27 protein-coding genes are annotated in these 23145 nt (G+C 66.2%); 15 read left to right on the forward strand and 12 right to left on the reverse strand.

Features of this window, described 5'->3' with window-relative positions; all coding sequences use genetic code 11:
* Nucleotides 1–71: 71 nt before the first annotated feature.
* Nucleotides 72–1109 (reverse strand): phosphoribosylformylglycinamidine cyclo-ligase, encoded by a 1038-nt coding sequence (gene purM / locus R0382_RS03735; RefSeq protein WP_432722434.1) that lies wholly within the window; start codon nt 1107–1109, stop codon nt 72–74.
* Nucleotides 1110–1339: 230 nt separating this feature from the next.
* On the opposite strand from purM, the gene hda reads away from it, so the two are divergent.
* Nucleotides 1340–2014, forward strand: a complete 675-nt coding sequence (hda, locus tag R0382_RS03740; RefSeq protein WP_432722435.1) for a DnaA regulatory inactivator Hda — start codon at nt 1340–1342, stop codon at nt 2012–2014.
* Nucleotides 2015–2070: 56 nt separating this feature from the next.
* Here the strand turns inward: hda and R0382_RS03745 are convergent, their stop codons facing one another.
* The 11 genes from R0382_RS03745 to R0382_RS03795 all read right to left on the reverse strand — a co-directional run bounded on the left by R0382_RS03745 (nt 2071) and on the right by R0382_RS03795 (nt 14035).
* Nucleotides 2071–2685, reverse strand: a complete 615-nt coding sequence (locus tag R0382_RS03745; protein ID WP_432722437.1) for a type II secretion system protein — start codon at nt 2683–2685, stop codon at nt 2071–2073.
* A 106-nt stretch (nt 2686–2791) separates the two neighbouring features.
* A complete protein-coding gene (locus tag R0382_RS03750; protein WP_432722439.1) occupies nt 2792–3502 on the reverse strand; it encodes a prepilin-type N-terminal cleavage/methylation domain-containing protein in 711 nt (236 codons plus the stop codon).
* Entirely contained in the window at nt 3471–4916 is a 1446-nt protein-coding gene (locus tag R0382_RS03755; protein ID WP_432722440.1) for a hypothetical protein, read from the reverse strand. The genes R0382_RS03750 and R0382_RS03755 overlap by 32 nt, the downstream gene beginning before the upstream one ends.
* On the reverse strand, nt 4897–5181 hold the full coding sequence (locus tag R0382_RS03760) for a hypothetical protein (RefSeq protein ID WP_432722441.1): 285 nt from the start codon (nt 5179–5181) through the stop codon (nt 4897–4899). The genes R0382_RS03755 and R0382_RS03760 overlap by 20 nt, the downstream gene beginning before the upstream one ends.
* The gene (locus R0382_RS03765; RefSeq protein WP_432722443.1) at nt 5178–5768 is read right to left on the reverse strand and encodes a hypothetical protein; all 591 of its coding nucleotides are present in this window, start codon (nt 5766–5768) and stop codon (nt 5178–5180) included. The genes R0382_RS03760 and R0382_RS03765 overlap by 4 nt, the downstream gene beginning before the upstream one ends.
* Entirely contained in the window at nt 5765–7297 is a 1533-nt protein-coding gene (locus R0382_RS03770; protein WP_432722445.1) for a hypothetical protein, read from the reverse strand. The genes R0382_RS03765 and R0382_RS03770 overlap by 4 nt, the downstream gene beginning before the upstream one ends.
* Nucleotides 7297–8493 carry a type II secretion system F family protein gene (locus tag R0382_RS03775; RefSeq protein WP_432722447.1) on the reverse strand — a complete coding sequence of 399 codons (1197 nt, stop codon included), beginning with the start codon at nt 8491–8493 and terminating at the stop codon, nt 7297–7299. The genes R0382_RS03770 and R0382_RS03775 overlap by 1 nt, the downstream gene beginning before the upstream one ends.
* 8 nt (nt 8494–8501) lie before the next feature.
* Nucleotides 8502–10217 carry a GspE/PulE family protein gene (locus tag R0382_RS03780; protein WP_432722448.1) on the reverse strand — a complete coding sequence of 572 codons (1716 nt, stop codon included), beginning with the start codon at nt 10215–10217 and terminating at the stop codon, nt 8502–8504.
* Complete coding sequence (locus R0382_RS03785) at nt 10214–11329, reverse strand: tetratricopeptide repeat protein (RefSeq protein WP_432722449.1); 1116 nt, start codon at nt 11327–11329, stop codon at nt 10214–10216. Before R0382_RS03785 ends, R0382_RS03780 begins: the two co-directional genes overlap by 4 nt.
* A complete protein-coding gene (locus R0382_RS03790) occupies nt 11326–13176 on the reverse strand; it encodes a secretin N-terminal domain-containing protein (RefSeq protein WP_432722451.1) in 1851 nt (616 codons plus the stop codon). Before R0382_RS03790 ends, R0382_RS03785 begins: the two co-directional genes overlap by 4 nt.
* Complete coding sequence (locus R0382_RS03795) at nt 13169–14035, reverse strand: ExeA family protein (RefSeq protein WP_432722452.1); 867 nt, start codon at nt 14033–14035, stop codon at nt 13169–13171. The genes R0382_RS03790 and R0382_RS03795 overlap by 8 nt, the downstream gene beginning before the upstream one ends.
* A 191-nt stretch (nt 14036–14226) precedes the next feature.
* Between R0382_RS03795 and R0382_RS03800 the strand changes: the two genes are divergently transcribed.
* The 14 genes from R0382_RS03800 to hisG all read left to right on the forward strand — a co-directional run bounded on the left by R0382_RS03800 (nt 14227) and on the right by hisG (nt 23073).
* Nucleotides 14227–15018, forward strand: coding sequence for an ABC transporter ATP-binding protein (locus R0382_RS03800; protein ID WP_432722453.1), 792 nt, complete (start codon nt 14227–14229; stop codon nt 15016–15018).
* Nucleotides 15015–15809 carry a lipid asymmetry maintenance ABC transporter permease subunit MlaE gene (gene mlaE, locus R0382_RS03805; protein WP_432722455.1) on the forward strand — a complete coding sequence of 265 codons (795 nt, stop codon included), beginning with the start codon at nt 15015–15017 and terminating at the stop codon, nt 15807–15809. Before R0382_RS03800 ends, mlaE begins: the two co-directional genes overlap by 4 nt.
* Nucleotides 15810–15861: 52 nt before the next feature.
* Nucleotides 15862–16341, forward strand: a complete 480-nt coding sequence (gene mlaD, locus R0382_RS03810; protein WP_432722457.1) for an outer membrane lipid asymmetry maintenance protein MlaD — start codon at nt 15862–15864, stop codon at nt 16339–16341.
* Nucleotides 16342–16345: 4 nt separating this feature from the next.
* Nucleotides 16346–16951, forward strand: a complete 606-nt coding sequence (locus R0382_RS03815) for an MlaC/ttg2D family ABC transporter substrate-binding protein (protein WP_432722459.1) — start codon at nt 16346–16348, stop codon at nt 16949–16951.
* Nucleotides 16944–17219: an STAS domain-containing protein gene (locus R0382_RS03820; protein WP_432722461.1), complete on the forward strand. Its 276-nt coding sequence runs from the start codon at nt 16944–16946 to the stop codon at nt 17217–17219. The genes R0382_RS03815 and R0382_RS03820 overlap by 8 nt, the downstream gene beginning before the upstream one ends.
* Before the next feature lie 106 nt (nt 17220–17325).
* On the forward strand, nt 17326–18180 hold the full coding sequence (locus tag R0382_RS03825; RefSeq protein ID WP_432722463.1) for an MlaA family lipoprotein: 855 nt from the start codon (nt 17326–17328) through the stop codon (nt 18178–18180).
* On the forward strand, nt 18177–19076 hold the full coding sequence (locus tag R0382_RS03830; protein WP_432722465.1) for an ATP-binding cassette domain-containing protein: 900 nt from the start codon (nt 18177–18179) through the stop codon (nt 19074–19076). Before R0382_RS03825 ends, R0382_RS03830 begins: the two co-directional genes overlap by 4 nt.
* Nucleotides 19073–19507 carry a GNAT family N-acetyltransferase gene (locus tag R0382_RS03835; RefSeq protein ID WP_432722467.1) on the forward strand — a complete coding sequence of 145 codons (435 nt, stop codon included), beginning with the start codon at nt 19073–19075 and terminating at the stop codon, nt 19505–19507. Before R0382_RS03830 ends, R0382_RS03835 begins: the two co-directional genes overlap by 4 nt.
* A gap of 3 nt (nt 19508–19510) precedes the next feature.
* Complete coding sequence (locus R0382_RS03840; protein WP_432722469.1) at nt 19511–20266, forward strand: ABC transporter permease; 756 nt, start codon at nt 19511–19513, stop codon at nt 20264–20266.
* Nucleotides 20267–20273: 7 nt separating this feature from the next.
* Nucleotides 20274–20513, forward strand: a complete 240-nt coding sequence (locus R0382_RS03845; protein ID WP_189459842.1) for a BolA family protein — start codon at nt 20274–20276, stop codon at nt 20511–20513.
* Entirely contained in the window at nt 20510–20689 is a 180-nt protein-coding gene (locus R0382_RS03850) for a hypothetical protein (RefSeq protein WP_432722470.1), read from the forward strand. The genes R0382_RS03845 and R0382_RS03850 overlap by 4 nt, the downstream gene beginning before the upstream one ends.
* A 55-nt stretch (nt 20690–20744) precedes the next feature.
* Nucleotides 20745–21995 (forward strand): UDP-N-acetylglucosamine 1-carboxyvinyltransferase, encoded by a 1251-nt coding sequence (murA, locus tag R0382_RS03855; RefSeq protein ID WP_432722471.1) that lies wholly within the window; start codon nt 20745–20747, stop codon nt 21993–21995.
* 12 nt (nt 21996–22007) lie between these two features.
* Nucleotides 22008–22412: a DUF4870 domain-containing protein gene (locus R0382_RS03860; RefSeq protein WP_432722473.1), complete on the forward strand. Its 405-nt coding sequence runs from the start codon at nt 22008–22010 to the stop codon at nt 22410–22412.
* Nucleotides 22413–22419: 7 nt separating this feature from the next.
* Nucleotides 22420–23073: an ATP phosphoribosyltransferase gene (gene hisG / locus R0382_RS03865; RefSeq protein WP_432722475.1), complete on the forward strand. Its 654-nt coding sequence runs from the start codon at nt 22420–22422 to the stop codon at nt 23071–23073.
* The last annotated feature ends 72 nt before the right edge of the window (nt 23074–23145 follow it).

The following is a 23145-nucleotide window of genomic DNA, read 5'->3' on the forward strand; positions in this document are numbered from 1 at the left end:
CACGAATGCGCCCACTTCTAATAACAAAGGGCGAGGTGTCACCACCTCGCCCCCTAGGCAGCCCAAGCGGATCAGGCTACCTGGGTCTGGTGCTCTTCGCCGTTGCGCGGGCGGATTACGCCCAGCGTGTAGACGGTTTCACCTTCGGCTTCGAGCAGCGCCTTGGCGGCTGCAGCGTCGTCGGCGGACACGATCACGACCATGCCAACGCCGCAGTTGAACGTCTTGTACATTTCCTGCGCTTCGACGTTGCCTTCCTTCTGCAGCCACTGGAACAGCTTCGGCAGCGTCCAGCTCTTGGCATCGATCTGCGCGACAACGTTGGCCGGCAGCACGCGCGGCACGTTCTCGGTGATGCCGCCGCCGGTGATGTGCGCCATCCCCTTGACCGTCACCGACTCGAGGAGTTTCAGGATCGGCTTCACATAAATGCGCGTCGGCGCGATCACCACGTCGGCGAGGCTCTTGCCTGCGTCGAACTCGGCCGCGTAATCGGCTTCGGTCAGGTGCAGGATCTTGCGCACCAGCGAATACCCGTTCGAGTGCGCGCCGTTCGACGCGAGACCGAGGACGACGTCGCCGGCGACAATGCTTTCACCGGTGATGATCTTCGACTTTTCGACCACGCCAACGGCGAAGCCAGCCAGATCGTATTCGCCGACCGGGTACATGCCCGGCATTTCGGCGGTTTCGCCGCCGATCAGCGCCGCGCCCGACAGCTCACAGCCCAGGGCAATGCCACGGATCACTTCGGTTGCGGTGTCGACATCGAGCTTGCCGCAGGCGAAGTAATCGAGGAAGAACAGCGGCTCGGCGCCCTGCACCAGGATGTCGTTGACGCTCATCGCGACCAGATCCTGGCCGACGGTGTCGTGGCGGTTCAATTCGAACGCGAGCTTGAGCTTGGTACCGACGCCATCGGTGCCCGACACCAGCACGGGCTCCTTGAATTTCTTGGAGATTTCGATCAGCCCGCCGAAGCCGCCGATGCCGGACAGGACTTCGGGACGCATCGTGCGCTTGGCGAACGGCTTGATGTTTTCGACCAGCTGATCGCCAGCGTCGATGTCGACACCCGCGTCGCGGTAGCTCAGGCTTTTGGAACTCATGACGGCCTCGTGAAGGAATTCTGGGTTCTGCAGCGCGCCAACTCAGGTAAAATGGCGGCAAGCTGCTGAAAACGCGGTAGTTTACCGCATCCTGCAATGAAACGCCTGCTGTCCGCCCACCGGCGCGGCGCGTGCCCGGTCCCGCCGTGCGCGTCTGCCGCCCTCACCCCGACCACCCCGCGTGCTGCCATTTTGGCCGTACGCCTTTGTGCGTCTGGTGCCGCTTGCCAATGAAACAGCTCGTCCTTGACTTGATGCTCCCGCAGCCAGCGGGCTTCGCCGGTTTTATTGCCGGCGACAACGCCGAACTGCTGTTCATGCTTGGTGAATGGCTGACCGGCAGCGACGACGTGCGCTTCCTCTACCTGTGGGGCGGCGCCGGCGTCGGCAAGAGCCATCTGCTTGATGCCGCGGCCGAGCGGCTGCCCGGCGCGCTGCGCATCGACGCCCGAACCGAAACGCTGCCCGACGAAATCGCCGCCGATACCGCGCTGATCGTCGACAACGTCGAGGTACTCGACGAAGCCCAGCAGATCCGCCTCTTCGATCACTACAACACGCTGCGCGAAGGCAGCGGCCGCCTGCTCGCGGCCGGCCCGCTGCCGCCGATGCTGCTCGCACTGCGCGACGACCTGACCACCCGGCTCGGCTGGGGGCTGGTCTACCAGCTCAAGGGCTTGTCCGATCGCGACAAGGCCGCCGTGCTGCAGCAGCTTGCGCACCAGCTCGGCTTTGACCTCAGCGACGAAGCCTGCGACTACCTGCTGCACCACGCCAGCCGCGACCTCGCCGACTTGCAGGCGCTGATTGCCCGCGCCAACCGCTATGCATTGTCGCTACGCCGGCCGGTGACGCTACCACTGCTGCGCGAAGTGCTCGGCGGCGCCGACGCGGCCCCGAACTGAGCGGGCCGCGACCAAAACAAAACCCGCCAGCTGGCGGGTTTTGTTTTGCCCAACGATCAAGGCAGCAGCCGGACGTTCAGTACGCGGGAAGCCGTACCGACACCGGCGGGCGTGGCCGCCGTGGACCAGCAATCGGTTGCCATCGTGTACCCCGCGCCGGTCGTGCGGATATTACCGGTCGCCGGCACGCCGTCGTCGAACTGCTGATCCATCGCGCACGAGTAGCGCGGGTCGATCGCCGCCGCCGTTTGCAAGTAATCGACGTTGTTGGTCAGCACCACATTCCATTGCACCCCGAACGGCGTATTGCGCTCCGACGCACTGAGGATGCTGGTGCCGGTGGTCAGCATGCTCCAGAACGAACTCAGTTCGTTGGCGCCGTTGATCAAGCCGTTGCGCGCGGCGCCGGTGCCATTCGGCGCTGGCGTGCATGCCGCGACGGTCGTGGCATTGGCGGCGACGCAGCCGTCGCCGGGATAGGCGCCATAGCGCTCGAAATAGATATTGATGGCCGCCTGGATCTTGTTCGCACCGGCCTGCGCGCTCTTGACCCGCGCACCGTCGATCAGGTCACGCCCCTTGAACGCCAGCCCCAGGATCAGGCCGACGATCACCAGGACGATCGCCAGTTCAACCAGGGTGAAACCGCCTTGTCTTGTTGTCTGCTGCATTGCATCTCTCCGATATGGATCATGTTGTAGTGGGTTGGATTGCGTGATGGGTATGGATTGCCGGTTCACCTCCGTGCCGGCCCGACCGCTGCGCGCCAGCACCGGGTCATGGCAAGCGCCCCGCGACCAGCATCCGGCTCAGCAATGTGGCCGGCGGCAGCCAGTCGCTCAGGTCGTCGTAGGCGGCGACGCCAGCGGCGGCCTCGGTCCGGTCGTGGCTGACGAATGCCGTGTCGTCGTCGGCGTTCGCGGCTTCGTCGCCGGCACCGCCTGGCTGCAATGGTCCGGGGCCGTGGCTGCCGTGCGAGATCACGACCGCGACGGCATTCAACGCCAGCGTCTCGATCGCGCCGGCCGCCGGCCGCACGGTGAGATTGCCGGACGAGCACAGCGCGAACGACACGCCAGCCGGCGGCGGTGCACCGCTGCAGCCGCCGACCGTGGCCGGATCGGTATCGGCGAAATAGCCGCTCACCCGATAGCTGAACGGCCGGCCGAACGCGTCGGTCTGGCCCAGGCCCAGCGTCGCCCACGGCAGCAGACCCTGTTCACGATTGCAGCCACCGGCATTGGCGCGGTCCTCGACCCCGATGGCGGCGCCGGTCGCGGCCGGGGCGGCCGGGCAAGGCAGATGGCCATTGGCGACCGCGAAACCGAGCAGCGCCTCGCGAATCTCGGCCAGCTGCGCGCGGGTATCGCGTACGCGCTGTGCCTCGCCCATCACCCGGGTCGCCTGCAGCGCACTGGCGAGCACCAGGCCGACGACGGCCAGCACGACCGCCAGCTCAATCAGCGTGAATCCAGTCCGTCGCGCCATCGTGCCTCACCAGAAGATAGAGTTCATCGTTGCCCACCGGCCGTGCGTATTCGTCCGGACGCGGCGGCGGGCTGTCCCAGCCTTGTCGGTTCAGCGCCGCATCCGGCGCCGGCAACGGGTCGAGGTAGTTCGCAAGCCGGCTTTTCTCCAAGGCGCTGACGCGCCGTTGCGGCGGTTGCAGCTCATCGCGCGCCGGGCCGGCGCCGACCATCACCCCGATGACCACGGCCCCGGGCGGCAAGTCCGCGCCGTGCACCGTCAGCGAAGCCGCGCAAGCGGCGGGTGCGTCGTGGCTTGCGGCGGTCCCCACCGCGTAGAAGAACTGCTGCTCCCAGCGATTGCGGTACAACCAGCGGTAAACCGACAGCCGAGCCTGCCAGTCGGCCGCGCTGGTGCCGATCGGCCGGTACACCGCCCTGGATTGCAGCTCATCGATCAGCGCAATCGATTTGGGCAAACGCCCGCGGCAGCGCGATGCATCGGGCGCGCAGCCGTTCGCCGTTGCGTTGCCGGTACTTTCGGTGCACTCGGCGCTCGCCGGATCGGCCGGATTCGGCCAGCGTCCGCCGCCGCGGTGTTCGGCCCACAAGGCCAGCAGCTGCTGGTACTCGCGCGCAGCCCGCCGCGCCACCGGCACCAGCAGCTCGCTGCGACGAATCGCCAGCACCCGGTCGTTCAGCAGCAGGGCGTCGTTCGCCCCAGGGACAGGACCATCCAGAAAGCGCGCAAGCTGCAGATCGCGATTGGAAAACCGACCGTACGCGGTGGTAGCGGCTTCGAGATAATTGGCCGCGCTGCGCTGCTGTGCCGCCGTGTCGCGTGCTTGCCCGGCCAGCGTCGTGCCCGGGGCGATCACGACCGCGACGACCGGGTCGTCGGGCGCATTCGCCGCCAAACGCCCGCCATCCAGCCAGAGCGAGAACCACGGTTTGCCGCCTTCGGGAATGAAATCGTCGTTCAGCGGCGAATCGTCCCGGTTGTCGAGGCCACGGACCAGCGCGTACCACAGCGTTTCGCCGCTGCCGTCGCGCAGCAGCGGCTGCCCCAGCGTCAGCGACGGCAAGCGTCCCAGCCTGCGTGTGTCCGAGCTGCCATTGCACGACACGGTCCCGGCCAGCCCGGAACGCCCGGCGTCGGCGCTATCGGGCGCATTCAGATCGGGGCACGGCAGCGAGCCGGGGCGATTGTCGTTGTTTGCGCCGCCGACGCCGATCGGCTGACGCGCCAGCGCCGTGGCCAACAATTGACGCTTGGCCTCCGCCAGCGCGCGTATGGTGACGACGTCGCGGCGGCCTGCACCGGCGCTGTACACCCGTGCGCCAAACGCGGTGACCACCACGATCAGCGCCAGCAGCAAGAGCCCAAGCGCGATGCCGCGTTGCGCCCGCGGGCGCTCAGGATGGATCGGCTTCATACGCCTCGCGCACCTTGCCGTCGACGCGGCGCTGACCGGGCTTGAGCCCGTCCGGCGTCAGGCGCTGTGGCTGGCCATCGACCCAGCGTGTCACGCCGTGACGGCCACGCAGCTCGCCATCGAAGCGTTCGCTCCCGCCCCCCGTCACCGGGTCCCGCCGTGCTTCGCCGCCACGTTCAGCCGGCGACGTGAACAGCGTGCCCCAACCGTCGTCGGCGTGCGCCGTCATCGCAAGCAGCAGCAATACGATGCGCAATGGCTTCATTCCGGCGCCGCCGTAGCAGCATGATCGATGCTCAGCCACTCGTAGCTGCAATCGATCATCACGCCCGCCGCGTCCGGCGACGCCGACCGCTCAAGCTGGCACTGGCGCTCCGCCGGCCAGCCGGGCAAACGGCGCAGGCCGGCATTGAACGCCGACCAGCCGGTTTCATCCGCGGCGACAAAGCGGACGTCGAGTCGGCTGGCAAACAATTGCAGGCCGTCCTGGACCTCGATGCCGGGCAAGGCCCGGCGGGGGGCAATCTGGTAATGCAAACCGGTATTGCGGCGCATCTCGGCGTCCAGGAATTCGACCCACTCGAGCCGATGCTCGGCGCCGATGACGCCGCGCGCGCGCAAGTGCGCATAGTCGCGCTGGTGCTGGCCAAGCTGGTCGAGCTGGGTTCGGGCTTCGTCGACCCGGTTTTGCATGGCCGACACCTGATCGCGGGCACGATCGAGCAGCCTTTGCGCATGGCTGCGTTGCAGCGCCGCCGCATAGGCCAGCCCGCCACCGACGCCGATCGCGAACAGCAGCCACAGCACGGCACGACGCAGCAAGGGCCAATCCTGACGCAAAGGCAGGTTCACGATGCCACCCCGGCTGGCAGCTCCAGCGTCAGCGCAAAGCCGAGCGCACCGATGGCGTCGTCCGCCGCCTCGGTCTGACTTTGTATCGTTGCCTGCGAGCGGACATCCAGCGGCAAGCGGATCACCGCAACGCGCATGCCGCGCTCGGCTTGCAGCCGCTTCACGAGGGCATCGATACGCGCCAGCGCCTGGCGGGCATCGGCGGGCGGCAGCACATGGCCGGTGAGGGCGATGCGTTGGGTCCAGACCGCCGCCGCCGGCGTCGAAGCATCGTCGGGCGATGTCGGCGCGGCCGGCAGCGCGGCCTCCCACGCCAGCGTGTCGACACGCAGGTCGGGGAAGGCCAGCAGAATCCGGCTGAGGCCGCGCGCACTGGCCTCGGCACTCGGCCATGACGCCATGCCGTCCCGATACAGCCGGTTGACGGCGCGCAGGGCCAGTGGATCGCCGACGCCATTGCGGACCAGTTCGGCCGAAACCCGCTGCGACTCGTGCTGCAGCGTTTGCAATCTCGCCTGTTGCACGTCAGCGCGCGCCGCCAGCGCCCGTGCATCCAGCCAGACCGATAGCGCAGCGATCGCGGCAAGACCCATGACGGCGGCGCCGCTCCAGTACAAGCACTGCCCCGCACGACGGACCGTCTCGAAGCGGCGCACCGCAGGACCGGCGTACTGCGCAGCGTGGCCATGACGGAGGATGGCCTCGGCCCAGAGCGCGAGTGCGTCGTCGCCCACCGGCAAGCCCAGCGCCCGGCACCAGTCCGCCTGCGGCAGCACGCTGACCTGCGCGGATTCACCGGCGGCATCAAGCCGCTGCTGCAGCTGCGCCGCCACGCCGGCATCGCCGTCGAGCAGCAGCACGCTCACCGGGCCGTCGCGCGGCAGGACGCGTTCGTTCGCGAGATAGTGGCGTGTCAGCCGCACCTCATCGGCGAGTAAATCCGCGCTGGCGGCATCGGCGCGGGACTGACCGCTGCGCGCGAAGCGCAGCCCGTCGGGCATCAGCCAGACCTGCTGCATGCCGCCGCCCGGCACCGGCGCCAGCAGCAAGGTCGGCCCCTGCACCGGCGACACCTGCCGCCATAACGCCGCGGCCAGCACCGGTAGCGAGTAAAGACCGGCGATCGGGCAAGCGGCGGCCAGCAGCGCCTGAACCAGCGCATCGACCGATTCGCGCTGCGTCAGCGCCGAGAGCACCAGCATCCCGTCGTCCAGCGCCTGGGCGCGCCGGTAAGGCAAGCCGCGCCAGGCTTGCTCCAGTCGCCGCAGGATCAGGCTTTGCCGGTCGCGTCCGCGCACCGGCGGCAACGCATCGAAGCGGAACTCCTCGTCGCAGCCGAGCACCAGGATATGGAAACGCCGATAGCGATGATGCCGGCAGTACAGCGCCAGATCGGCCAGGCCTTGCGGATCGGCGTCGAACGCGACATCGGCACGCCACGACGCGGCCAGCGCGCCGACGGCAATCCGCTGCTGCGCCAGCACGATCAGACCGTCACGGCCCCGGGCGGGGAAGCGCCAGCCGCGCATCAGCGCAAGCGCCCCACGGTGTCGAAAACCGGGCCGAGCACCGCCGACATCACCCACAGCAGCAGCAGCCCCAGCACCACGGTCATCGTCGGCTCGATCAAGCCCTGGATGCGCGAAATCGACTCGCGCGCGTCGCGGTGGAAGAAATAGGCGACGTTGCGCATGCCGGTATCGATGCCACCGGTCTGTTCGCCGATCTTGACCATACGCTGGACCAGTGGCGGAAACAGCTGTTCGCGCTCGAAGCTCGCGGCAATGCCGACGCCCTCACGGATCATGCTGCGGATCCGCGCCAGCGCCGCGGCGATCGCGCGGTTGCCGACGATGCCTTCGCAGATCGCCAGCGCGTCGAGGATCGGAATTCCCGCAGCGTAGAGCAGGCCGAACTGGTCGGCGAAGCGCGCCAGCGAGAGCTTTTTCAGCGTCGGACCGATGAAAGGCGCTTGCAGCTTGAGGCCATCGAGCCGCAAGGCCAGCGCCGCATTGCGCTTCGCCCACGCCGGCACGATCAGGACCAGCGCGACCGGCGCGGCCAGCAATAGCCAGCCGTAGTCGACGACCACGCGCGAGATCGCGATCAGCAGCCGGGTATTGAGCGACAGCGACTGGCCCATAGAACGCATGAATTCGACCATTTGCGGCACCAGATAGCTGAGCAGGAAGGCGGTCACCGCCAGTACGACCACGCCGACGAACACCGGGTAGGCGAGGATTTTTTTGACCTGCGCCGCCAGCTCGTCTTGCCATTTGAGCGACTCGGCCAGCTGCGCCAGCACGACGGCCAGCGTACCGCTGGCCTCGCCGGCGCGGACCAGATTGACGAACAGCGGATTGAAAACACGCGGGTGCATCGCCAGCGCCTGCGAAAACAGCTTGCCGCCCTCGATGTCCTCGATCAGCTGCGCGACCACGAGCCGGAAACGCGGATGCTCGCTGCTGTCGCGCAAATCGATCAGCCCTTCGATCAGCGGAATGCCGGCACGGCTCATCTGCTCGAGGTGGAAACAGAAGGTGACGAGTTCGCGCCGGCCGATACGCCTTGCCGCCAGCCAGTGCGTGTCGCGCGCCGGTCGGGCGCGGATCAGCGACAGCGCCAGCCGCTTGAGCCGCAGTTCGAGATCGGCGGGGTTGGCGGCCTCCATCGTCCCCTGGCGAATGCGGCCACCGGCATCGACGGCGCGGTATCGATACTGCATCGCGGCGCCTAAGCCTGCGCGCGCGCGGTCATGTCGACGACGCGGGAGATTTCATCGAGCGTCGTCGTGCCGTCGCGCACGCGCCGGCACGCATCGTCGACCAGCGGCACGAAGCCGGCGGCCTCGGCGGCGGCGCGGATTTCGCGCAAGGTCGCCCGTCGCGCGACCAGTTCGTCGAGCGCGTCGCCGAACTTGAGTACTTCCATCACCGGAACCCGGCCCCGATAGCCCTGATGATCGCAACGGGGACAACCGATGGCGCGATACAGCGTCACCGGATCATCGCCGCCGATGCCGAGCAGCCGACGCTCGACCTCGTCGGCCACATAGGGCTCGCGGCAATGGCGGCACAGCGAGCGCACCAGCCGCTGCGCGACGATGCCGATCAGGTTGCCGGCGATGATGTCGGGCAACACGCCGATGTCGAGCAGCCGCGGCACGGCGCCGATGGCCGAGTTGGTGTGCAGCGTCGAATAGACCTGATGACCGGTCATCGCGGCGCGGAACGCCATCTCGGCCGTGTCGTGGTCGCGGATTTCGCCGACGAGGATCACGTCCGGGTCCTGGCGCATCATCGAGCGGATGCCGCCGGCGAAGTCCATTTTCACCGTCTCGTTGACCGACGTCTGCCGGATCAGCGGCAAGGGATACTCGACCGGATCTTCGAGCGTCATGATGTTGATCGCCTCGGAGCTGATGTGGCTGAGCACCGAATACAGCGTCGTGGTCTTGCCGCTGCCGGTCGGCCCGGTCACGAGGATCAGTCCCTCGGGACGGGCGATCATCAGCCGCAGCAGCTGCAGATTGGCGTCGGTCAGCCCGAGCGCATCGAGTGCAACGAGGCCTTTGTGGCGGTCGAGAATCCGCAGCACGACGTTTTCGCCCCAGGTCGTCGGCTGGCTGGCGACGCGGAAATCCAGCGGCCGGCCGGCAATGGTCAGCGAGATCCGCCCATCCTGCGGCGCGCGCGTTTCGGCCAGATTCATCCTCGCCATCACCTTGAGGCGGACGACCATCGCCGGCCAGTAGGTCCGGTGCAGCGCGCGAATCTGCCGCAGCACGCCGTCGATCCGGTACCGGATGCGCACAAAGCTCTGTTCGGGTTCGAAGTGGATGTCCGAGGCGCCACGCGACACCGCGTCGGCCAGCAGCGCGTCGATCAGCCTTACCACCGGCTGGTTGTACTCGGCGTCCTGCAACTGCAGGCTGGCCTCGTCGACCTCGCCGGTTTCGATTTCGTGCAGGATGCCGTCGATCGACAGCTCGAAGCCGTAGTACTGGTCGATCGCATGGTTGAGCTGCGATTCGGCGGCGAGCAGCGGCACGATCGTGTAGCGATCCTGCGTGTGCTGGCGCAGCTGGTCGAGCGCGACCAGATTGGTCGGCTGGACCATCGCGACCGTCAGCGTCGCCGCATCGGGATCGAGTGCGATCGGCAGCAGCAACAGCCGTTTGGCCAGCTCCTTGCCGACCAGCCGCACCGCCTGCGGATCGGCCAGCGTATGCGCCAGATCGACGGCGCCCTGCCCCAGCGTTTCCGACAGCACGTCGCGCACGATGGCTTCGGATAGAAAGCCCAGCCGCACCAGCGTCTGCCCCAGTGGCCTGCCGCCACGACGCTGCTCGATCAGCGCGATGCGCAGCTGATCGCTGCTGATCAGGCCCTTGGCGACAAGTTGTTCACCGAGCGGCATCCGCTTGGCGGTCGGCAACGGCGCGTTCATTGCGGCTCCACCAGCGCGGCCAGCCGGACGCGCGCGGCCTGGACGTCGAAACGGGCCGGATGTCCCCCCGCCAGCGTCAGCGCGCGACGGTAGTAATCGGCCGCCTGCGCCGATTGCTGCAGCCGATCCAGGCTGACGGCCAGGTTGTAGGCATAGTCGGCCGACGCCGGGACCTGCGTATACGCCTGAAAATAGGCTGCCTGCGCCTCGGGCCAGCGTCCGTCGGCGGCCAGACGATTGCCGAGCACGAAGGCCGCATCGGCATCACCGGCGTCGGCCTGCTGTTTGAGCAAGGCACGCTGGCGCTCGCCACCGTCGCGCTGCAGCGCGGCGAGTCCCGCCTGTGCACCGCTGTCGTCGGGATAAAGCCGCACCAGCTGCTGATAGACGTCGATTGCCGCAGCGCTCTTGCCCTGCTGCGCCAGCGTCGCCGCCAGACCAAGCAGGGCGTCGCGCGAACGGGCGTCCTGCTGTACGGCCAGGCGGTATTGCGCCTCTGCTTCGCGCCACTGCCCGGCCTGAAAAGCGGCGAAACCGGATTCGATCGCCGCGGGAACGCGCTCGCCGGCGTCGCCGCGACGGATTTCGACCCGCGTCGGCGCCTCGTCCGGCCCGCGTGGCGCTTCGCGCACGATTGGCTCGGGCCGTGTCACCGGCAGAGCAGTCGCCGGCGGCTGCGGCAAGATCGCCATCGGCGCCGGCGTCGCTTCCGGCTCGGGGACTGGCGGCGCGATAGGCGTATCGACGGTGGGTGCCGACGCGGTCAGTGGCGCCGATCGCGCCAGGGACCACGGCTCGAGCAGCCACACGGCGGCCAGGATAGCGATGACAGCAACACCGATGGCCAAGCCCAGTCCCCGGCGATGCGGCGGGCGGGCCTTGGCGGCAAAGAGCTGCCGCGCGAGCGCTGGCGACGACGGCGGCGCTTCGATGGCGCTGTCGCGCACCGGCTCGGCCTCGCGCGCGGTGGTCACGGCCGCCTGCGCCTCGTCGGCAGGCAAGGCATTGCCATCGGCCACCAGGGCCAGCGGCGGCTCCGTCTGCGCGGCACCGGCGGCAGGCTGCCGCTTCTGCGCGTCGGCACGCTTGAGCGCCTGCAGCAGCAAGCTCATTGCGTCCCCTGATCCGGCAAGGTGGTCAGGCCGCCACGGAAGGCCGACAGGTTCTGGTCCTGCGGGCTTTCGAAAAAATCGGCCGTCGGCAGATAGCCCTTGAGTCCGGCCAGATCGCCATCGACGCTGGCGTTGTGGACCGTCACCGGGCGCAGAAACACGACCAGTTCGATCTTCCTGACCTTGTCGTCGCGATAGCTGAACAGATCGCCAGCGACCGGCACGCGCGCAATGCCGGGGATGCCCGAGCGGTGCGCGTCGAGCGCGTCCTGGATCAAGCCGCCCAGCACGGCGATCTGCCCGCTCGGCACCTTCAGCGTCGAATCGAATTCGCGCACCTGCAGCACCGGCACCAGGCTCTGCAGGCTGACCTTGGACTGCGCCGCCAGCAGCGCCACCGCCGGGTCGGCGACGTAACCGCTGATATTGGTGATGGTCGGCCGCACATTCAGCGAGACCGTGTTGTCCTCGGCGATCTGCGGCGTGACCTGCAGCACGAGGCCGACCGGCACGGTGTTGAGCGTGCTGGTCAGGTTGGTCACCGTCTGGCTGTCGTTCTGGTTGGTCTGCTGGGAGATGGTGAAGTAAACCTGCTCCTCGACGACCTTCATCAGCGCAGTCTGATTATTGAGTGCGATGATCTTCGGACTCGACAGCACCCGGGTGCGGCCGAACTGTTCGAGCAGCTTCACCGTCATGTCGAAACCGTGGTTCGGATTGCTGTACGACACGGCGGTAAACGGCGCCTGCGCCAGCGCCGTGCCGATGTTCTGCACCGCAAAGTTGACGCCGTTGCTCGCAATCCGGCTCCAGTCGACGCCGGCCTGGTACTCGTTCGAGAGTGCGACCTCGACGATGGTCGCCTCGATCAGCACCTGCCGCGACGCGCTGGCCTGCACCGCCGCCAGCATTTCGGCCACGCGCAGCTGATCCTTGTGCGACGCCCGCACCGTCACCATGCCGGTTTCCGGGTGAACGATGACCTGATTGGCCACGGCCATCGGCGGATTTGCCACAGTGGGCTGTGCGGTTTTTGCCTGCAGCGTCGCCGTCTCGGCCTGCGCCTTGCCGGCCTGTGCAAGGCTTTTCTCGATCTGGGCCAGTTGCTGCACAAGCTGAGGTGTTGCCGGTGCATTCAACGCCAGCTGGGTCACCGCCTGCTGGGCCGGACTCGGCGCGGTCGTACCGGTCTCGGCAATACCGAGCAGTAGCTTGAGATTGCCTTCCAGCCTGCGCCAGAACTGGTGCTCGGACGCCATCTCCAGCTGGGTGCTCGACGTGTTGCCACCATCGCCTGCCGGCGACTGGGTCGTCGTCGTCCCGTTGCTGGTCGTGCTGTTGCCGCCAACGCTTGAGACCGAATTGAGAATATTGACCGTCGATTTCACCGTGCGCGACACGTTCATATAGTCGATCGCGTAGGTCTTCACATAGGGCGTATCGGGCATCACCGACAAGACGCCGTTGTCCAACGTCCAGCGGATGTCGGCCTGCCGGGCGACGCGCGCCATGATCTGCGGCAGTGTCTGGTTGATCGCGTTCAGCGTGATTACGCCGCTGACGTCGGGGTGCACGTCGACATTGATCCTTGCGTCCCGCCCCAGCGCGAACAGCAGCTCGGCCAGCGGCAGCTTATGCACGACAACGCTGTAGGTCTCGGTTTTCGGCGCCGGCCGCGGCTTGGGCAGCGGCGGCAAACCGCCGACGGTCGGCGGAATCGCCGCCGGTGAGGGGCTGGCTGGCGCCGACAGATGACGCGACGGCGCCATCGTCAGGCCGGCGTTGCCGGCACATCCGGTCAAGGCCGCAAGCAGCACGCACCATGGCAAGCACCTCGCTTCAAGCATGTGCGAACCGGAATGCGGCGATGGCACCCAACAGGCGGCGCGGCATTCCTGCGCGCCGATAGCCGCAATCGGCGACCGCGGCGCGCGCATGGCGGCGCGTCACCGCGTGCTCCCCGTCGGCGTAGGCCGCCAGCAGCGCCTTGTCGGCCAGAACGTTGGCGCGGCGCACCAGACCTTCGGCCGCGCCGGCAATCTGTCGCAATGCCGCAGGTGAAAACGGTTGCGGCCCCCGATAGCCGGCGGCACGCAGACGAAACTCGAGATAGGCCGACAGTTCAGCCCGACACAGCGGCTGTAGCGCAAATGCGTGGGTGATGCGCTCCGATAGCTGTCTCAATTCGTAATTTTTCAAGCGCTGATCGAGCTCGGGCTGACCGAACAGCACGATCTGCAACAGTTTGTCGTGACCATGATCGAGATTGGACAGCAGCCGGATCGTTTCCAGGCTCTGCACCGGCATCGCGTGGGCTTCGTCGACGACCACAACGACCCGGCGGCCGCGGCCGAAGCGCTCAATCAGCGCCAGTTGCAAGGCCTGGACCCGCGCCCCGGCGTGTCCTGCCCCGGTTGGCACGCCCAATTCGGCGGCGATGGCATCGAGAATCTCGTCACGCTCAAGCAGCGGGTGCGGCATGAACACCAGATCGGCATCACCGGCCAATTGCTCGAGCAGCATCCGGCAGAGCATCGTCTTGCCGCTACCGACTTCACCGACTACCTTGACCAAGCCCTCGCCGTGCAGCACGGCATAGCGCAAGGCGGCCAGAACCTCGCCACGGCGCCCGCCTCCGAAGAAAAACGCCGGGTGCGGCGTAATCCGGAATGGCGGATCGCTAAGGCCAAAATGCTGCAGATACATGGATATTGGTAATATTCACGAAATTTTTGTCAGCCGGATACTAGCATGCAGTCAACATTCCTCGAGATTACTTACGCTGTATGTGTTGCATCAGCAACTTTCAGCATGGCCCGGACCATCGTGCTCGGCGTACAATAGCGCTTCGCTTGTACACCCCAGTCTAGTCAGCCACCTTGTCCCATTTATCCCCCATGGTCGTCTTCGACGACGTCTCGTTTGGCTACGGCGAGCAGCCCGTGCTGCGCGATCTGTCGCTGCGCGTCGACCGCGGCCAGGTGGTCGCGATCATGGGCGGCTCCGGCTCGGGCAAGACCACGCTGCTCAAGCTGATCGGCGGCCAGTTGCGCGCCCGGGCCGGCCGCGTGCTCGTCGATGGCGACGACGTCGGGCCCATGAACGAAACCGCGCTGTACGGCATGCGGCGCAAGCTCGGCATGCTGTTCCAGTTCGGCGCCCTGTTCACCGACTTGTCGGTTTACGACAATGTGGCGTTCCCGTTGCGCGAACGCAGCAAGCTGCCTGAATCGGTGGTCCGCGACCTTGTACTGATGAAACTGCACGCGGTCGGACTGCGCGGTGCAGCGCAACTGATGCCGGCCGAACTCTCCGGTGGCATGGCCCGGCGCGTGGCGCTGGCGCGGGCGATCGCACTCGATCCGGCCATCATGCTGTACGACGAACCCTTCACCGGGCTCGATCCGATTTCGCTCGGCGTCACCGGCAAGCTGATCCGCGAACTGAACGATGCACTCGGCGGTGCGTCGATCGTCGTCACCCATGACGTCGCCGAATCGCTGGCCATCGTCGACTATGTCTATTTCCTGGCCGATGGCGCCGTCGTCGCCCAGGGCACGCCGGACGAGGTGCGGGCGTCGACCCACCCCTTCGTCAAACAGTTCATCAACGGCGAGCCCGACGGCCCGGTGCCGTTTCATCGCGACGCCGAGCCGTACGCGGCAGCGCTGAACCTGGAGCGGCAATGACGAATCCGCTTTCCCGCGCACTGCAGCGTCTCGGCGCCCCGGTCACCAATGCCCTGATCAAGCTTGGCTTTGCCTGCCGCTTCCTGCTGTCGGTGCTCAAGGCCTCGCCGTTTGCGCTGAGCCGCTTCTCGCTGACGATGCGCGAGATCTGGTTCGCCGGCGTGTTGTCGGTGCTGATCATCGTCGTCTCGGGGCTGTTCGTCGGCATGGTGCTGGCGCTGCAGGGCTATGAAACGCTGGTCCGCTTCGGCGCATCCAGCTCGCTCGGCGTGCTGGTCGCGCTCTCCTTGGTGCGCGAACTCGGCCCGGTGATCGGTGCGCTGCTGTTCGCCAGCCGGGCCGGCAGCGCAATCACCGCCGAAATCGGCCTGATGAAGGCGACCGAACAGTTGTCGGCGATGGAAATGATGGCGGTCAATCCGGTCGCCCGCGTCGTTGCACCGAAATTCTGGGGCGGCGTGATCTCGATGCCGCTGCTGGCTGCATTGTTCAGCGCAATGGGGATCTTCGGCGGCTACCTGGTCGGCGTGCATTTGCTCGGGCTCGACGCCGGCAGCTTCTGGAGCCAGATGCAGAGCGCGGTCGACTTCCGTCTCGACGTGATCAACGGCGTGATCAAGAGCGTGTGCTTCGGCATCGCCGTCAGCCTGATCGCAGTGTTCGAAGGCTACGATGCACCGCCGACAGCCGAAGGCGTGTCGGGTGCGACCACGCGGACCGTCGTCACCAGCGCGCTGGTGATCCTCGGTCTGGACGTGCTGCTGACCGCTTTCATGTTCCGCGGCATTTGACAGCGCAGCCCCGGCAAGCAGAATTGACAAATAGATACTTGAGATTGCAGCGATGAAACGGACAATGATCGACTTCTGGGTCGGCCTCTTTATTGCCCTCGGCATCGTCGCCTTGCTGTTTCTGGCGCTGAAGGTCAGCAGCCAGAGCAGCCTGCCGGCGTCGAGCACGTATACGGTGACCGCCAACTTCGAGAACATCGGCGGGCTCAAGGTGCGCGCGCCGGTGAAGAGCGCCGGTGTCGTCGTCGGCCGGGTGGCCGCGATCACGCTCGATCCGCAGCGTTACGTCGCCAGCGTGACGATGAAGCTCGACGATCGCTACCACTTCAGCCGCGACACCAGCGCCGAGATCCTGACATCCGGATTGCTCGGTGAGCAGTACGTCGGACTCGAGCCGGGGGCCGACGAAAAAATGCTGATGAATGGCGACCGGATCACGATCACGTCGTCGGCCATCGTGCTGGAACAATTGATCAGCCGCTTCCTGTTCTCCAAGGCAGACGAAGGCGGCAATGCGCACACGGAGAAATGAAACAATGAAAAAATGGATCGCCTCGCTCGTCATCGCCCTGCTGCCCGCCTTCGCGCTGGCCGCGAACGACCCTGAACAGATCGTCCGCGGTGTCAGCAATGACGTGCTGGCCATTCTGAAGCAGGCCGACAAGGATCCGGCCAAGGTGCGCGAACAGGTCGACGCGCGCGTTTCGCCGCTGGCCGACTATCCCCGGATGACCTCGCTCGCGGTCGGCAAGTACTGGCGTCAGGCCACGCCGGAGCAGCAACAGGCGCTGACCAAGGAATTCCGGACCATGCTGGTGCGCACCTATATGTCGGCATTGACGATCTACAAGAACGCCGAGGTTGACGTGAAGGGCTCGCGCCCGGGCGCCGACCAGGATGAGCAGACCGTGCGCACCGAAGTCTCGATCCCGGGCCAAAAGCCGATTCCGCTCGACTTCTACTTCGAAAAACTCGGCGGTAACTGGAAGGTGTTCGACATCGCCGTCGACGGCATCAGCTTCACCGTCAACAACCGCAACCAGTTCGGCGCGGTGATCCGCAAGGACGGCATCGACGGTCTGATCAAGACGCTGTCCGATCGCAACGCCAAGCTCGCCGGTGGCGGCAAGCAAGGTGGCTGAAACCGGCCATATCGCGCCTCGCGGCGCGTTGACGATGGCCAGTGCCGCGAGCCGGCTGACGCTGGATGACTGGCCGGCGGCCAGCGGCACGCTGACCGTCGACCTCGCCGGCATCGACGCAGCCGACTCCGCAGGCGTATCGGTGTTGTTGCACTGGCTGCGCGAGGCGCAGCAACGGCAGGTGAAGCTACACTTCGTTCATCTGCCGCCCGCGCTGCAGCAGTTGGCCAAGCTGTACGGTGTAGCCGACTGGCTGCACGCGCCGTGAACCCGACCGGCCGCCAGCGCGGCCGGCCTTTTTCGACTGCCTGCCTGCGACCGTCGACGGGGCTTTGCCCCCAACCGGCACAGGCGGACCTGCGCGATCCTGAATCATGACTCATTCCATTCTGTCGACCCTGCGGCTTGGTGGCCTTGCACTGTTGCTGGCCGGCTGTGCCAGCCCGCAGAACAACTACGACCCGATCGAGCCGGTCAACCGCGGCGTCTTCTGGTTCAACCGCGCGGTCGACCGAACCGTCGTGCGCCCGGTGACGCAGACCTATGTCGATTACGCGCCCGGCCCGGTCAAGGACGGCACGTCCAATTTCTTCTCCAACGTCGACGACCTGTTCGGCTCGGTCGCCGCGCTGTTTCAGGGCAAATTCGGCGAAGCCAGCACTAGCGCCGGCCGGGTGATCGTCAACACCACCTTCGGCATGTTCGGCCTGTTCGACTGGGGTACCCGGATGGGGCTGAACAAGGGCAACGCCGATTTCGGCCAGACGCTCGGTCACTGGGGCGTCGGCTCCGGTCCCTACCTGATGGTCCCGTTCTACGGGCCGATGACGCTGCGCGACAGCGCCGATCCGCTGGTCCGACTCTCGTGGGGGCCGATCGACTACATCGATCCGCTGGCGGGCCAGATCGCCTACTACGGTATCTATCTCGTTGATGCCCGCAGCAAGCTGCTGCCGCTCGACGCGATGCTCGATACCCAGCTTGATCCGTACGCCTACCTGCGTGACGCCTATCTGCAGGCGCGCTGGAACAAGGTCTACGACGGCCAGCCGCCGCATCCGCTGCAGCTGGGTGAGCCCGACGACGACGATGTTGCATCGGCTGCGCCCACCGCATCGAATGCGTCCGGCGTCGCCGCCGAAGCCGCCAGCGCATCGTCGGTCGCGGAAGCCTTGACCCCGGCTGCCGCATCCATTCCAGCCTCGGCGCCCGACGCCGCCACGCCATGAGCGCCATCTCCTTCGATCAGGTCGTCAAGCAGTACGGCGATTTCAATGCATTGTCCGGCGTGAGCTTCGACGTCGCCGAGGGGGATTTTTTTGCGCTACTCGGCCCCAACGGTGCGGGCAAAACCACGCTGATCTCGATCCTCGGCGGCCTCGCCCGCGCCACCAGCGGCCGCATCTCGGTGATGAGCCACGATGTGGCTGGCGATTACCGCGCGGCACGACGCGCGGTCGGCATCGTGCCGCAGGAGCTGGTGTTCGACCCGTTCTTCAGCGTGCGTGAAACGCTGGTGTTCCAGTCCGGCTATTTCGGGCTGAAGAAGAACGACGACTGGATCGATGAAATCCTCGAAAACCTCGGACTGACCGCCAAGGCCAATGCAAACATGCGCGCCCTGTCGGGCGGCATGAAGCGCCGCGTGATGGTGGCGCAGGCACTGGTGCACCGGCCACCGGTGATCGTCCTCGACGAGCCGACCGCCGGTGTCGACGTCGAGCTGCGGCAGACGCTGTGGGACTTCGTCCAGCGGCTGAACGGCCAGGGCCACACCATCGTGCTGACGACGCACTATCTCGAGGAAGCCGAGGCGCTGTGCAACCGGATCGCCATGCTCAAGCAAGGCCGGCTGCTGGCGCTCGAAGACAAGCGCACGCTGCTCGATCGCGGCCGTAGCCGCACGCTGAAGCTGCGGCTCGACGGTTCCTTGCCCGCGAGCCTGGCCCCGCTGCAGCTGCGCAGCAACGACGGCACGATCGAACTCAAGCTCGCCGACTGCGGCGCGCTCGACACCATTCTGGCGACGCTGAAGGCCGAGTCGGTCGGCATTCGGGACATCGAGGTCGCCAAGCCCGACCTTGAGGACATCTTCGTCGAAATGATGAACACCCCCGCATCATGAGCACCGCAACGATCCGCCCGGCCCGTCTCGACGATGCGCCCGTGCTGGCCACCTTGATGACGTCGCTCGGCTATCCCAGCTCCGATGACGACATGCAGACGCGACTGGGCCAGCTGGACAAGGCCGGCGGCTACGGCGCGCTGGTCGCCGAAGCCGATGGCCAGGTAGTCGGACTGATCGCACTGGCACTCGGGCTATCGCTCGACCAGGACGGCGCGCACGCGCGCATCATCGCCCTGGTCGTCGCCGAGCAATGCCGCGGCGCCGGTATCGGCCAAGTGCTGCTGGCCGCTGGCGAAGCCTGGGCGCATGAACACGGCGCCAACCGGCTGATCGTCAACAGCGCCCACCAGCGCGAACACGCACATCACTTCTATGAAACGCAGGGCTACCGCGATACCGGGCTGCGCTTCGTCAAAACACTGGGTTGATCAATGCACGGTTTCACCACGCTGTTCTACAAGGAGCTGCTGCGCTTCTGGAAGGTTTCGTTCCAGACCGTCGCCGCACCAGTCCTCACCGCCCTGCTCTATCTGCTGATCTTTGCCCATGTGCTCGACGCCCACGTCCAGCCCTACCCGGGCGTGCGCTATACCGCCTTCCTGATTCCGGGCCTGGCGATGATGGCGATGCTGCAGAACGCGTTCTCGAACACGAGTTCCAGCCTGATCCAGTCCAAGATCACCGGCAATCTGGTCTTCATCCTGTTGCCGCCGCTGAGCCATTTCGAGTTCTTCGCCGCCTATGTGCTGGCGGCCGTCGTTCGCGGCATTGTCGTCGGCGCCGGTGTCTTGCTGGTGACGCTGCTGTTCACCGTGCCGCCGCTGGCGCATCCGCTCTGGGTCGTCGCTTTCGCGCTGCTCGGTAGCGCCCTGATGGCGGTGCTCGGGCTGATCGCCGGCATCTGGGCGGAAAAGTTCGACCAGCTCGCCGCCTTCCAGAATTTCCTGATCATGCCACTGACCTTTCTGTCCGGCGTGTTCTACTCGATCCACTCGCTCCCGCCGTTCTGGTACAGCGTGTCGCAGTGGAATCCGGTGTTCTACACCATCGACGGATTCCGCCACGGCTTCTTCGGCGTCTCGGACGTTTCGCCATGGCAAAGCCTGGCGGTCGTCAGCGTGGCGCTGATTGCGCTGTCGCTCTGGGCCTACTCGCTGATAAAATCAGGCTACAAAATCAGGCACTAAGCCCACCATGACACCCGAATTCGTTCAGCAACTGATCACCGATCGCCTCGCCGCCACCCATGTACACGTCAACGGCGACGGCCACCACTTCTACGCCCGCATCGTCAGCCCGCGCTTCGAGGGTCTCGGCCTGCTGGCGCGGCACCGCCTGGTCAAGGACGCGTTGAAGGACGTGATCGACTCGGGCGAACTGCATGCGCTGTCGCTGGAAAAGACCGCCACGCCGGCCGAATGGGCCGCACAGTGAACGAGCCGCATGAGCGCTTTTCGCTCGACGCCATCGACCGCGAACGCGCCAAGCTCGACGCCGCCAAGCAAGCCGCCGTCGAGGCCGGCAACAAGCCCAACGGGCTCTCCGCACTGACCAATCTGCCGTGGCTGATCGCCGCGGTCGCGCTGGTCTACTGGTATTTCTTCCGCTAGATCGGCCCCAATCAATCCGCCGGTGCATCCGCGCCGGCCCAGCTGTAGACACATCATGGACAAACTCAGAATCATCGGCGGTACGCCGCTCAACGGCGAAATCACCATTTCCGGCGCCAAGAACGCTGCGCTGCCCATTCTCTGTGCCAGCCTCCTGACCGCCGACACGCTGCGCCTGACCAATGTGCCGCAACTGGCCGACGTCAAGACCACGCAAAAGCTGCTGCAAGGCATGGGCGTGCGCGTGATGACCGACAACGTCCACGAATACGAAATCACCGCCAGCCACATCAGCAGCCTCGTCGCCCCGTACGAGCTGGTGAAGACGATGCGTGCGTCGATCCTCGTACTCGGCCCGACGCTGGCGCGCTTCGGCGAAGCCCAGGTCTCGCTGCCCGGCGGTTGCGCCATTGGTGCTCGGCCGGTCGACCAGCACATCAAGGGCCTGCAGGCGATGGGCGCCGAGATCGTCATCGAAAACGGTTACGTCAAGGCCAAGGGCAAGCTCAAGGGCGCGCGCTTCCGCTCGGACATGATCACCGTCACCGGCACCGAAAATCTGCTGATGGCAGCCACGCTGGCCGAAGGCACGACGGTGCTGGAAAACGCCGCGCGCGAACCGGAAATCGTCGATCTGGCCGAACTGTTGATCAAGATGGGCGCCAGAATCAGCGGCCATGGCACCGACACGATCACGATCGAAGGCGTTGAATCGCTGCACGGCGCCGAGCACGCCATCGTCGCCGACCGGATCGAAACCGGCACCTTCCTCGTCGCCGCAGCCGCCGCACAAGGTCGCATCGTCTGCCGCAACACCCGCGCCGACATCCTCGGCGCCGTGCTCGACAAGCTGCGCGAAGCCGGCGCCTATATCGAAGCCGGCGACGACTGGATCTCGCTCGACATGAAGCAGCGCGCCAAGGCCGTCGACATCCGCACGCTCGAATACCCGGCCTTCCCGACCGACATGCAGGCGCAGTTCATGACGCTGAACGCGATCGCCAGCGGCACCAGCGTGATGACCGAAACCATCTTCGAAAACCGCTTCATGCACGTGCCGGAGCTCGGCCGCATGGGCGCGCAGATCAAAGCCGAAAGCAATACCGCCATCGTCACCGGCGTCGACAGGCTCTCGGGCGCCACCGTCATGGCCACCGACCTGCGTGCGTCGGCCTCGCTGGTGATCGCCGGCATGGTCGCCGCGGGCGAAACCATCGTCGAACGTATTTATCACCTCGATCGCGGCTACGAGCACATCGAGGCCAAGCTCGCCGGCGTCGGCGCGCAGATCGAACGCATTGCCTGACCCGGAACCGCCATGCTGACGCTCAACCCAAAACCACGCGGTGACGACGACGACGGCAAGCAGCCTCCGCCGCAGCCGGTCGAGAAAGGCTTCGCCGCGCTGGCGCATCTGGCCGGGCTGTTCTGGATTCCCTACCTGCCGATGCCCATCCTTGCGCTGGTGATCCCCTTCCTGATCCTGCAGTTCGCCCGGGTGCACTCGCCCTTCGTCGAACAGCACGCGATCCAGGCGGTGAACTTCCAGTTGCTGATGGCCAGCCTCTATCTGTTCGCGATGCTCGCCGGCATGGCGCTGAACTCGCTGTTCCTGATCTGGTGGGTCGCGATCGGCTCGACCATTTTCGCAATGTGGGAAGGCGCCAAGGCCATCAACGGCTGGCAGTCCAAGTACCCGCTGACCCTCAAACTCTTCAAGTGAGCCTGCGATGATCACGATCGCGCTGTCCAAGGGACGTATTTTCGAAGAAACACTGCCGCTGCTCGCCGCCGCCGGGATCACCCCGGCCGAAGATCCGGAAGCCAGCCGCAAGCTCATCATCGGCACAAACCGCGACGATGTGCGGCTGATCATCGTCCGCGCCAGCGACGTGCCGACCTATGTCGAGTACGGCGCAGCCGACCTCGGCGTCGCCGGGCGCGACGTGCTGATCGAGCACGGCGGCGCCGGCATCTACCAGCCGCTCGACCTCGAAATCGCCCAGTGCCGGTTGATGGTCGCAACGCGCAACGGCTTCGACTACGACGGCGCGGTGCGCCAGGGCGCCCGGCTGAAGATCGCCACCAAGTACGTCCAACAGGCCCGCGAGCACTTTGCCGCCAAGGGCGTCCATGTCGACGTGATCAAGCTGTACGGCTCGATGGAACTCGCGCCGCTGGTCGGCCTCGCCGACGCCATCGTCGACCTCGTGTCGACCGGCGGCACGCTCAAGGCCAACGATCTCGTCGCCGTCGAACACATCCGCGACATCTCGAGCCGACTCGTCGTCAATCAGGCGGCGCTCAAGCTCAAGGAAGACCGGATCCAGCCGATGCTGGAAGCCTTTGCCGGTGCAATCGGCACCGGCGCAAACGACCGATAAGCCTTCAGCCCAAGCAAAGCCGGCGCCATGCCGGCTTTTTTTGCGCCATCGAAACAGCGGCGCCACATTTCT

Source organism: Jeongeupia wiesaeckerbachi (assembly GCF_050916355.1).
In the GTDB taxonomy this organism is placed as follows: Bacteria; Pseudomonadota; Gammaproteobacteria; order Burkholderiales; family Chitinibacteraceae; genus Jeongeupia; species Jeongeupia wiesaeckerbachi.

What these genes read in the sequence shown, in the direction of transcription:
- R0382_RS03845 (WP_189459842.1), top strand. Translation starts at nt 20,274, where the DNA reads ATGACACCCGAATTCGTTCAGCAACTGATCACCGATCGCCTCGCCGCC.
- R0382_RS03750 (WP_432722439.1), bottom strand. Translation starts at nt 3,502, where the DNA reads ATGGCGCGACGGACTGGATTCACGCTGATTGAGCTGGCGGTCGTGCTG.
- R0382_RS03780 (WP_432722448.1), bottom strand. Translation starts at nt 10,217, where the DNA reads ATGAACGCGCCGTTGCCGACCGCCAAGCGGATGCCGCTCGGTGAACAA.
- R0382_RS03800 (WP_432722453.1), top strand. Translation starts at nt 14,227, where the DNA reads ATGGTCGTCTTCGACGACGTCTCGTTTGGCTACGGCGAGCAGCCCGTG.
- R0382_RS03860 (WP_432722473.1), top strand. Translation starts at nt 22,008, where the DNA reads ATGCTGACGCTCAACCCAAAACCACGCGGTGACGACGACGACGGCAAG.
- R0382_RS03795 (WP_432722452.1), bottom strand. Translation starts at nt 14,035, where the DNA reads ATGTATCTGCAGCATTTTGGCCTTAGCGATCCGCCATTCCGGATTACG.
- purM (WP_432722434.1), bottom strand. Translation starts at nt 1,109, where the DNA reads ATGAGTTCCAAAAGCCTGAGCTACCGCGACGCGGGTGTCGACATCGAC.
- murA (WP_432722471.1), top strand. Translation starts at nt 20,745, where the DNA reads ATGGACAAACTCAGAATCATCGGCGGTACGCCGCTCAACGGCGAAATC.
- hda (WP_432722435.1), top strand. Translation starts at nt 1,340, where the DNA reads ATGAAACAGCTCGTCCTTGACTTGATGCTCCCGCAGCCAGCGGGCTTC.
- mlaD (WP_432722457.1), top strand. Translation starts at nt 15,862, where the DNA reads ATGAAACGGACAATGATCGACTTCTGGGTCGGCCTCTTTATTGCCCTC.
- R0382_RS03770 (WP_432722445.1), bottom strand. Translation starts at nt 7,297, where the DNA reads ATGCGCGGCTGGCGCTTCCCCGCCCGGGGCCGTGACGGTCTGATCGTG.
- R0382_RS03785 (WP_432722449.1), bottom strand. Translation starts at nt 11,329, where the DNA reads ATGAGCTTGCTGCTGCAGGCGCTCAAGCGTGCCGACGCGCAGAAGCGG.
- mlaE (WP_432722455.1), top strand. Translation starts at nt 15,015, where the DNA reads ATGACGAATCCGCTTTCCCGCGCACTGCAGCGTCTCGGCGCCCCGGTC.
- R0382_RS03840 (WP_432722469.1), top strand. Translation starts at nt 19,511, where the DNA reads ATGCACGGTTTCACCACGCTGTTCTACAAGGAGCTGCTGCGCTTCTGG.
- hisG (WP_432722475.1), top strand. Translation starts at nt 22,420, where the DNA reads ATGATCACGATCGCGCTGTCCAAGGGACGTATTTTCGAAGAAACACTG.
- R0382_RS03745 (WP_432722437.1), bottom strand. Translation starts at nt 2,685, where the DNA reads ATGCAGCAGACAACAAGACAAGGCGGTTTCACCCTGGTTGAACTGGCG.
- R0382_RS03775 (WP_432722447.1), bottom strand. Translation starts at nt 8,493, where the DNA reads ATGCAGTATCGATACCGCGCCGTCGATGCCGGTGGCCGCATTCGCCAG.
- R0382_RS03815 (WP_432722459.1), top strand. Translation starts at nt 16,346, where the DNA reads ATGAAAAAATGGATCGCCTCGCTCGTCATCGCCCTGCTGCCCGCCTTC.
- R0382_RS03790 (WP_432722451.1), bottom strand. Translation starts at nt 13,176, where the DNA reads ATGCTTGAAGCGAGGTGCTTGCCATGGTGCGTGCTGCTTGCGGCCTTG.
- R0382_RS03755 (WP_432722440.1), bottom strand. Translation starts at nt 4,916, where the DNA reads ATGAAGCCGATCCATCCTGAGCGCCCGCGGGCGCAACGCGGCATCGCG.
- R0382_RS03835 (WP_432722467.1), top strand. Translation starts at nt 19,073, where the DNA reads ATGAGCACCGCAACGATCCGCCCGGCCCGTCTCGACGATGCGCCCGTG.
- R0382_RS03760 (WP_432722441.1), bottom strand. Translation starts at nt 5,181, where the DNA reads ATGAAGCCATTGCGCATCGTATTGCTGCTGCTTGCGATGACGGCGCAC.
- R0382_RS03825 (WP_432722463.1), top strand. Translation starts at nt 17,326, where the DNA reads ATGACTCATTCCATTCTGTCGACCCTGCGGCTTGGTGGCCTTGCACTG.
- R0382_RS03830 (WP_432722465.1), top strand. Translation starts at nt 18,177, where the DNA reads ATGAGCGCCATCTCCTTCGATCAGGTCGTCAAGCAGTACGGCGATTTC.